The following is an 8,351-nucleotide window of genomic DNA, read 5'->3' on the forward strand; positions in this document are numbered from 1 at the left end:
AGGAGACTGATCCATGACACGAACCATCCAGCAACTTTTCGACCTCACCGGCAAAACTGCACTCGTCACCGGAGGCTCTCGCGGCCTGGGCCTGCAACTGGCTCAGGCGCTTGGCGAGGCAGGCGCTCGGGTCATGCTCAGTTCGCGCAAAGCTGAAGATCTGGAGGAGTCTGCTGGTGTGCTGAAGGCCGCCGGCATCGACGTTGACTGGATTGCCGCAGACGCCTCCAAAGAAACTGACATCCGCGCGCTGGCCGATGAAACCATCAAGCGTTTCGGCCACGTGGACATTCTGGTCAACAACGCCGGTGCCGCCTGGGGCGCCCCGGCCGAAGACCATCCGGTTGAAGCCTGGGACAAGGTGATGAACCTCAATGTGCGCGGCTACTTCATCTTGTCGCAGCATATTGCCAAGCACAGCATGATCCCGCGCAAGTCGGGCCGCATCATCAACGTCGCCTCGATTGCCGGACTGGGTGGCAATCCGCGCGGCATGACCACCATCGCCTACAACACTTCCAAGGGCGCTGTCATCAATTTCACCCGTGCGCTGGCTTGTGAATGGGGCGTGAACCACATCACCGTGAACGCCATCTGCCCCGGCTTTTTCCCGAGCCGCATGACGGTGGGCACGCTCAAGGCGATGGGCGAGGAAAAGCTCGCCGCCCACGCGCCATTGGGACGTCTTGGTGATGACGAAGACCTGAAGGGACTGTGCGTGCTGTATGCGTCTGATGCCGGCAAGCACATCACCGGCCAGTGGCTGGCGGTGGATGGCGGTGTGTCGGTGATCACGGGAGGCTAGAAATGGCCCCCGCGCTTCCCACTTCATATGGTTCGCTGCCCCCCGAGGGGGCCGCTGCGCCTGCGGCCCGGCAAAGCCGTGGATGTTGTGCCCCCACGCTTGTCGCTTCGCGTACTGCGCTGCCCCCCGAGGGGGCTGCTGCGCCTGCGGCCCGGCAAAGCCGGTTCCGCGGCCCCTGCTGGGTTGAAGGTGGCACTTCCATTTTGTTAGGCAGGTTATGAACTTCGGAGCGGAAATTCCTTTTGTCACGCTGCTGGGTTTCACGCTTGAACTGTTCGAGGGCGGGGAGTCCGTTTTGGGCTTCACGCCCCGGCCCGAGCACCTGAATTCCTTTGCCGTTACGCATGGTGGCGCCTGTATGACGCTGCTGGACGTGGCCATGGCTGTGGCTGCGCGCAGCGTGCAAAAGGATATGGGTGTGGTCACCATCGAGATGAAGACCAGCTTTATGCGGCCTGCACCCGGTGACGGCACGCCGCTTACGGCCAAAGGGCGCTTGATGCACCGCACGGCGACACTGGCTTTTGCCGAAGCCACGATTTACGATGCAAAAGGTCAGGCCTGCGCCCATTCAACCGGCACCTTTAAATACGTCAGGCGGCAGGCGGGAGATGCGACGAATGCGCAGCTGCCCGATTCCCCCGCGGGTTCGATTTCAACCGACTGAGTTTGATTTCATGAGCCAAATCATGCTTTTGCGCATATCCAGTGTGTGTTTATAGCTATTTATTAAATAGCACAACCATTTATCAAGGAAAATTTTATGCCCGCCAATCAACAATTTCTTCTCGACAACCGGCCTACCGCAGAGGCAAGCGCCAGCAACTTCAAACTGGCCAGCGCCGAAACCCCTGCCTTGCAGGACGGCCAGGTGCTGGTACGCCACCATTTCCTGAGCCTGGACCCCTATATGCGCGGCCGCATGAATGATTCCAAGAGCTATACCGCGCCCCAGCCGCTCGGCGAAGTGATGGGCGGCGGCACGGTCGGCGAAGTGGTCGAAAGCCGTTCACCCAAGTTTCAGGCCGGCGACAAGGTGGTCGGTATGGGCGGCTGGCAGCATTACAGCGTGGTGAACGCTGACGAGCCCGGCGCGCTGCGCAAGGTCGACACCGCGCTGGTGCCGCTGTCCTATTACCTGGGCGCGGTCGGCATGCCCGGCGTCACCGCCTGGTATGGCCTGGTCAAGGTGATTGCACCGAAGGCCGGTGAAACCATGGTGGTCAGCGCCGGTACTGGTGCGGTCGGCAGCGCATTTGCGGCCTTGTCCAAAGCGCGCGGCTGCCGAACCGTCGGCATTGCCGGTGGTCCGGAAAAATGCCGTTACGCCGTTGATGAACTCGGGTTCGATGCTTGCATCGACTACAAGCTGCACCAGGATGCGGCATCGCTGTCCAAAGCGCTCAAGGAAGCGTGTCCCGATGGCATTGACGGCTACTTTGAGAACGTCGGCGGCATGGTGCTCGATGCGGTACTGCTGCGCATGAACGCCTTTGGCCGCATTGCCGTGTGCGGCATGATCGCCGGCTATGACGGCAAGCCGCTGCCGCTAACCTATCCTGCGCTGATCCTGACGAACCGCCTCAAGGTGCAGGGCTTCATTGTCAGCGAGCACATGGACATCTGGCCCGAAGCGCTGAAGGAACTCGCCATGCTGGTAGCTACCGGCAAGCTGCACCCCCGCGAGTCGATTGCCGAAGGGCTGGAAGCCGCGCCTGAAGCCTTTCTTGGCCTGCTCAAGGGTAAAAACTTCGGCAAGCAACTGGTCAAGCTGATCTAGTTTTCCGGGCCATCAGAAAGCCGCCATGGACCTGATCCATGAAGTTTTGGACCGGCTTGGACCGCTGCTCAACTCCAAGCTGTTCGAGTGCAATAAGCCCTTTTGCGATGCGCTGAAGTCAATGCGCCTGGAAGGAAGCATCCGGGCTGTTCAGTCAGGGCAACCAGCTTGGCGCTGCCGAGGCCCAAGCGCATGTGTGGCTGGTCAATGTGAATCTATGGGCATGACGCAAAAGCAGGGCGGTCAAGTTATGCGCACGAATACTTTGGGCACGTTGCCTTCCCTTACCAATTTCTATGCTATCGCCGGCTTGGCCATGGCCTGACAAGCTTGAGTCGTACAACAATCCGAATTTTCAGGAGCCCTGCATGATCACACCGCCAACACTGATCCTTCACCATTATCCGTCCTCGCCCTTTTCGGAAAAAGTCCGGCTGATGCTGGGCTACAAAAAGCTTCCCTGGAAGTCTGTGGTCATTCCGATGGTGAGCCCCAAGCCCGACCTGATCTCCTTGACGGGCGGCTACCGCAGGACACCAGTGCTGCAGGTTGGCGCCGACATTTATTGCGACACCGCGCTGATTGCCGATGTGCTGGAGCATGTCGAGCCACTGCCCGTGCTGTACCCCGAACCCAGCAAGGGCATGGCCCGTACCTTAGCGCAATGGGCAGACACGACGCTTTTCTGGACTTCGATGGCATACAACCTGCAGCCCAGGGGCATTGCCCAGTTGTTCGAACACGCACCACCTGAAGCTGCCTTGGCATTTGCCCAGGACCGAAAGGCGATGAGCGGGGGCATGTCTCGCCAGCGTCCGCAGGATGCTGCCGCAGCGTACCGGTCGTATTTGCGCCGCCTGTCCGACATGCTCGACGATCGGCCTTTCCTGCTGGGCGACATGCCGTGCATCACTGATTTTGCAATGTACCACCCACTGTGGTTCACACGGGTGCGCACCTCGGTACTTGCCGGCGTGCTTGATGCCACGCCTGCGGTATCGGAGTGGATGGACCGTATGGCTGCAATTGGTCATGGCGCCATGGAAAAATTTAGTGCACATGAAGCCATCGCGGTTGCTGCCGCGTCCACCCCCGCGGCACTGCTCGACGATGTTTTTCTGGACGAGCATGGTATTGCGTTGGGCAGCAAGGTGCAGGTCTGTGCCGAGACCTTTGGCCAGGAGCCAACCCATGGCGAACTGGTGGCTGCCACCCGGATGCATTACACGCTTCGCCGCACCGACGAACGGGCTGGCGTGGTGCATGTGCATTTTCCGCGCATTGGTTACTCGCTTAAGGTTGCCGAGTTGGCATGAGCGGGATTGAGTGGCGGTGCATGGCGTTCGCACAGCTGAGCGCTTCTGAGCTTTATGCCGTACTTCAGTTGCGCAGTGAGGTTTTTGTAGTCGAGCAAGCTTGCATTTTTCAGGACATGGATGGCGCCGACGCGCAAGCCATGCATTTGTTGGGACGCTTGGAAGGCCGTCTGGTGGCGTATGCCCGTTGTTTCGATGCGGGACGAATGTTTGCCGAAGCGAGCATTGGTCGTGTGGCAACTGGTCCCACTGTGCGCGGCACCGGGGTTGGGCATGCATTGATGAGCCAGGCAGTGGCCTGCCTGTCGCAAGTGTGGGGCGTTCAAGCAATCAGGATTGGCGCGCAGGCCCATCTGGAAGGTTTTTATCGCCAGCATGGTTTTCATAAGGCCGGACCGGTTTACCTTGAAGACGGAATTGACCACATTGAAATGTTGCGCGATTTTTAATTTTTAAGGAGTTGCAAATGATTACGGATTTCAATGGCAAGACAGCTGTTGTGACGGGTGCTGGATCAGGCTTTGGCCTTGAATGCGCTCGTATTGGCGCAAAACTTGGCATGAACATGGTGCTGGTCGATGTCCAGCAGGATGCGCTTGACAAGGCCAGCGCCGAGGTAAAGGCAGCAGGCGTAGAAATGCTTTCCTTCAGGCTCGATGTAGCGAGTGCTGAAGAAATGCAGGCCATGAGCCAAGCGGTGTTCGAGCGATTTGGTGCGCCGCATTTTGTCTTTAACAACGCCGGCGTCGGATCAGGCGGGCTGGTCTGGGAAACCACTGTCAAGGACTGGGAATGGGTCTTGGGCGTCAATCTGTGGGGTGTGATTCACGGCGTTCGATTGTTTACACCCATGATGTTGGACGCTGCTGCCAAAGACCCGTCATGGCAGGGCCATATTGTTAATACTGCCAGTATGGCCGGGCTGCTAAATCCTCCCAATATGGGCGTATACAACGTCAGCAAGCATGCCGTGGTGTCACTTAGCGAGACGCTTTATCAGGATTTGCGCTTGGTCACTGACCAAATCGGCGCCAGCGTGTTGTGCCCTTATTTTGTGCCAACCGGCATCAGCCAGAGCCACCGTAACCGGCCCGCTGGACTGGAGGGTGAAAAACCCACACGAAGCCAGTTGATTGGTCAGGCCATGACCGACAAGGCTGTGGGCTCAGGCAAGGTAACTGCGGCTGAAGTCGCACAAAAAGTGTTTGACGCAATGGCGGCTGATCAGTTCTACATCTTCAGCCATCCCAAAGCCTTGGGAAATGTGCAAAACCGTATGGAATGCATCGTGCAGCAAACCCACCCGACAGATCCGTTTGGGGAAAGGCCAGAGATTGGGCGTGACTTGAAGGCAGCACTGCGAGCTGTCTAACAAAGATTTCCCGCTTAAATTCAGACAAGATAGGGCATTCTTCCATGACCCAATTTCAAATTGACGCTCAAAAAGTGCCCCTCACTGCCCCGAGCCCTGCTACGAGCAGGAGAAAAGCCAACATCAGCCCGGACATGATGGTTAACCGCAAGCGCACGCGGCGCTTCTGACGAGTCCGGTGATCGCAGTAATCACGGTAGTCCCAGTTGTTCCTGCGTTCACACCGACGACAAAAAAACATGACGTTGTTTCCTTTTTGAATGCAAGGCAGCACCGATGCAGAAAAAGCAGTTTGCAGAATGTTGGCAATGACAATTCCGATTTGTTAAAAATCCGGAAGACTCAAACAAAGTCATCAACTTGATAGGCCAAGGCGTTTCAAGCTGTTTATTTGATGCCGCGCACCCTAGGTGTTCATGTTGCAGTTTCCCTAAAACTACGATCTCAACCAATCGCTTCAATCGGCTACATAGTTTTTTGTAACTGAAAAAAAGGTTCAAACTCATTCACGGATAGTAAATATAAATAATGACCCGTTTGAAGCTTCATTTTGTAAGTTTAAATGCTTGAGTTTCTGTGAGAAATTTCCGTAACTACCTGTGATTTAAGCTGTTGGCTGATAGCTTTTCTTCCTGTTTTGCGTATCAATGCTATCAACGCAGTGAATTAAAGAAGTCAGTAAGTAACAATTTATTAGACAAAGATCCGTAAAAGTCAGTAAGATTATTTCTAACTGTCACAGGCTTTAGCATTGTTCTGGAAGCAATAAGCAAGGAAAAAACTATGGAAATTCGTAACGAATCACAAGTCGCTTCAGACTTTCTGATCAAAAATACCACCCTGTCATCCACTCACAATTTGGCACCTCACAGTGGTTTGCCGTCGATGTGGCCCGGATTTTTGACGGGGCAGGCAGAGCAACCTGTGCGTGTGCTCTTGATTGATGATGATCCCCACATGAGCCGTGTCATTGCGCATGAATTGTTGGCTGATCTGCGTATCAACTTGCTTGGTCAGGGGAGTAGTGTCAAGGAAGGACGTCGCTTGATCAGTCAAAATGAGTTTGATGTGATGCTGGTCGACTTAAATTTGGGAGACGGTACCGGGTTTGCGCTTATCGAATACATGAAGACCGTCCGTCCCTTGGCCGAAGCTATTGTTATTTCTGCAATGGAAGACGAGCAACATGCCTTACATGCATTTGAATTGGGTGCCACCGGCTATCTGGTGAAAAATTCCTGGTTTGGTAATTTTCCGCAAGCTGTTTTACAGGTCGTCAATGGTGGCGCGTCGATTACTCCGAATCTGGCGCGCAGACTGCTCAACAAGTTTGAACAGCCTCAAACCCAAACACAGGCTCTTCAAGAAAGTAAAAACAAGGAAAAGCTGTCCGAGCGCGAAAAGCAAGTACTTAAATTGGTTGCATCAGGTTACACGAGTACTGAAATTGGCTCAAGGCTGATCATCAGTGCACAGACAGTTAATACCCACATCAAAAATATTTACCGAAAACTTAATGTCCGAACACGCGCTCAAGCTGTCAGCTTTGCCGCAAGTCGCGGGTTATTTTAAAAAACGTTTTTAGTCCTGGGCGGTTTCAAGTCCAAGCGCAACACTTGGGATCATTGAATGATGGCGGGGGCGGGGTGGTGTTTTGCCAGCAAGTCGCGGTAAACCTCAAGAGGCGAATGCGTATTGAGCGTCTTGCGAGGCCGGTGGTTGATCTCGTCGGCGATGGTGTCGAGTTGCGCTTGGGAGTAACCCGAGAGGTCCGTGCCCTTGGGCAGGTACTGGCGCACCAGGCCGTTGGTGTTCTCGTTGGTGCCGCGCTGCCAGGGGCTGTGCGGGTCACAGAAGTAAACGGCAATGCCGGTGTTGGCGCTGAGTTCCTTGTGGCGGGCCATTTCCGAGCCCTGGTCGTACGTCATGGTGCGCCGCATGGGCGCGGCCACCGAGCGCAGCTTGTCGGTGAAGGCCCGCAGCACATGGGCCGCGCTGGCCGGCTTGGGGCTGGGCAGATGCACCAAGATCAGCAGCCGTGAAGAGCGCTCGACCAGGGTGCCGACAGCGCTGGCGTTGGCCTTGCCCTTGATCAGGTCGCCCTCTCAGTGGCCGGGAAACAATCGATCGGCCACCTCCGGCGGGCGCACATGGACGCTGAGCATATCCGGTATCTTGCCGCGGCGGTCTTCGCCGTAGGTGCGCGGCAACTGCTTGGCGCGTGCATGGCGCAGGCAGGCAATCAGCTCGCCGCGCAACTCCCCCCGGGGCTGGGCGTAGATGGCGTTGTAGATGGTTTCGTGGGACACGCGCTGAGCCCGATCGTGGGGAAAGTGACGGGCCAGATGCAGGGCGATTTGCTGGGGTGAGCATTTTCGCGCAAGCCATGCGCGCACGCGTCCAAACAGGGCGCTGCAACGCGCCAATTTGGCAACAGGCCTGCATTGCAGGCGCCGGCGCACGCAGCGCTGCTGGGCAAACGTGCAGCGGTACTGGCCCGACGGTGCATTGCGTGCGAGCTCACGGCTGATGGTCGAAGGCGAGCGGTTGAGCATGCGGGCCATGGCCCGCATGCTCAGGCCCTGTGTTTTGAGGCTTGACAGGGCGATCCGCTCGTCCGGCTGGAACTGCTGATAAGACTGCACTTTTTTCATCTTCACACCTTAGTTGAATAAAAATGTTGCACTTCAGATTTGAGGCCGCCCTTCCTCATAAACCCCCAGAAGTTTGTCCAACTTCTGGGCGTCAGTTCAAACCCGGGGAAGTTCAGGCAATTGATGACAGGCGCTTGGATTTCACGGGGCCGGATCGACAGACCAACTGCCCTACACGACATACAGAGCGGTTTACAACTTTTTGGAGTAGTTCATAAATAAGGCCCGCATGGCATGAGTAAGGGTGCTATGATTTGCGGCTCTGCTGATGACAAAGCGGCTTTCCTTGAAGATGGCTGCGGAGTTTGGAAGTTGAAAAAAAGTCAAACAAAATTTGACTACTGCGAGAAAAGCGGTATATAATTTGAGGCTCAGCTGATTACAGCTAACAGTGCAAAGCAAGACGGCAAAGCTGTCGAGCAGA

The 8,351-nt window shown here is 56.0% G+C and carries 9 protein-coding genes and 1 pseudogene; 8 read left to right on the forward strand and 2 right to left on the reverse strand.

Features of this window, described 5'->3' with window-relative positions:
• Positions 1-13: 13 nt before the first annotated feature.
• The 8 genes from IWX87_RS12890 to IWX87_RS12925 all read left to right on the forward strand — a co-directional run bounded on the left by IWX87_RS12890 (position 14) and on the right by IWX87_RS12925 (position 6,845).
• Positions 14-805, forward strand: coding sequence for an SDR family oxidoreductase (locus IWX87_RS12890; RefSeq protein WP_196863919.1), 792 nt, complete (start codon positions 14-16; stop codon positions 803-805).
• 217 nt (positions 806-1,022) lie between these two features.
• The gene (locus tag IWX87_RS12895; RefSeq protein WP_196863920.1) at positions 1,023-1,472 is read left to right on the forward strand and encodes a PaaI family thioesterase; all 450 of its coding nucleotides are present in this window, start codon (positions 1,023-1,025) and stop codon (positions 1,470-1,472) included.
• Between the two features lie 96 nt (positions 1,473-1,568).
• Positions 1,569-2,585 (forward strand): NADP-dependent oxidoreductase, encoded by a 1,017-nt coding sequence (locus IWX87_RS12900; protein ID WP_196863921.1) that lies wholly within the window; start codon positions 1,569-1,571, stop codon positions 2,583-2,585.
• A gap of 25 nt (positions 2,586-2,610) precedes the next feature.
• Positions 2,611-2,910 carry a hypothetical protein gene (locus IWX87_RS12905; RefSeq protein ID WP_196863922.1) on the forward strand — a complete coding sequence of 100 codons (300 nt, stop codon included), beginning with the start codon at positions 2,611-2,613 and terminating at the stop codon, positions 2,908-2,910.
• 43 nt (positions 2,911-2,953) lie between these two features.
• Positions 2,954-3,901 carry a glutathione S-transferase family protein gene (locus IWX87_RS12910; RefSeq protein ID WP_196863923.1) on the forward strand — a complete coding sequence of 316 codons (948 nt, stop codon included), beginning with the start codon at positions 2,954-2,956 and terminating at the stop codon, positions 3,899-3,901.
• Positions 3,902-4,041: 140 nt separating this feature from the next.
• Positions 4,042-4,350: a GNAT family N-acetyltransferase gene (locus tag IWX87_RS12915; RefSeq protein ID WP_231374782.1), complete on the forward strand. Its 309-nt coding sequence runs from the start codon at positions 4,042-4,044 to the stop codon at positions 4,348-4,350.
• A 17-nt stretch (positions 4,351-4,367) separates the two neighbouring features.
• On the forward strand, positions 4,368-5,273 hold the full coding sequence (locus IWX87_RS12920; RefSeq protein ID WP_196863925.1) for an SDR family oxidoreductase: 906 nt from the start codon (positions 4,368-4,370) through the stop codon (positions 5,271-5,273).
• A 783-nt stretch (positions 5,274-6,056) separates the two neighbouring features.
• Complete coding sequence (locus tag IWX87_RS12925; protein WP_196863926.1) at positions 6,057-6,845, forward strand: response regulator transcription factor; 789 nt, start codon at positions 6,057-6,059, stop codon at positions 6,843-6,845.
• A gap of 50 nt (positions 6,846-6,895) precedes the next feature.
• Here IWX87_RS12925 and IWX87_RS12930 read toward each other — a convergent pair.
• Both IWX87_RS12930 and IWX87_RS19710 read right to left on the reverse strand, forming a co-directional pair.
• Positions 6,896-7,927 (reverse strand): annotated as a pseudogene (locus tag IWX87_RS12930) (IS30 family transposase).
• A gap of 192 nt (positions 7,928-8,119) precedes the next feature.
• The coding region (locus IWX87_RS19710; RefSeq protein ID WP_231374776.1) for a hypothetical protein at positions 8,120-8,351 on the reverse strand (232 nt) is incomplete at its 5' end.

The organism is Polaromonas sp. CG_9.7 (assembly GCF_015752205.1).
GTDB lineage: Bacteria > Pseudomonadota > Gammaproteobacteria > Burkholderiales > Burkholderiaceae_C > Polaromonas.

What these genes read in the sequence shown, in the direction of transcription:
- IWX87_RS12890 (WP_196863919.1), top strand. Translation starts at nt 14, where the DNA reads ATGACACGAACCATCCAGCAACTTTTCGACCTCACCGGCAAAACTGCA.
- IWX87_RS12905 (WP_196863922.1), top strand. Translation starts at nt 2,611, where the DNA reads ATGGACCTGATCCATGAAGTTTTGGACCGGCTTGGACCGCTGCTCAAC.
- IWX87_RS12895 (WP_196863920.1), top strand. Translation starts at nt 1,023, where the DNA reads ATGAACTTCGGAGCGGAAATTCCTTTTGTCACGCTGCTGGGTTTCACG.
- IWX87_RS12925 (WP_196863926.1), top strand. Translation starts at nt 6,057, where the DNA reads ATGGAAATTCGTAACGAATCACAAGTCGCTTCAGACTTTCTGATCAAA.
- IWX87_RS12915 (WP_231374782.1), top strand. Translation starts at nt 4,042, where the DNA reads ATGCATTTGTTGGGACGCTTGGAAGGCCGTCTGGTGGCGTATGCCCGT.
- IWX87_RS12920 (WP_196863925.1), top strand. Translation starts at nt 4,368, where the DNA reads ATGATTACGGATTTCAATGGCAAGACAGCTGTTGTGACGGGTGCTGGA.
- IWX87_RS12910 (WP_196863923.1), top strand. Translation starts at nt 2,954, where the DNA reads ATGATCACACCGCCAACACTGATCCTTCACCATTATCCGTCCTCGCCC.
- IWX87_RS12900 (WP_196863921.1), top strand. Translation starts at nt 1,569, where the DNA reads ATGCCCGCCAATCAACAATTTCTTCTCGACAACCGGCCTACCGCAGAG.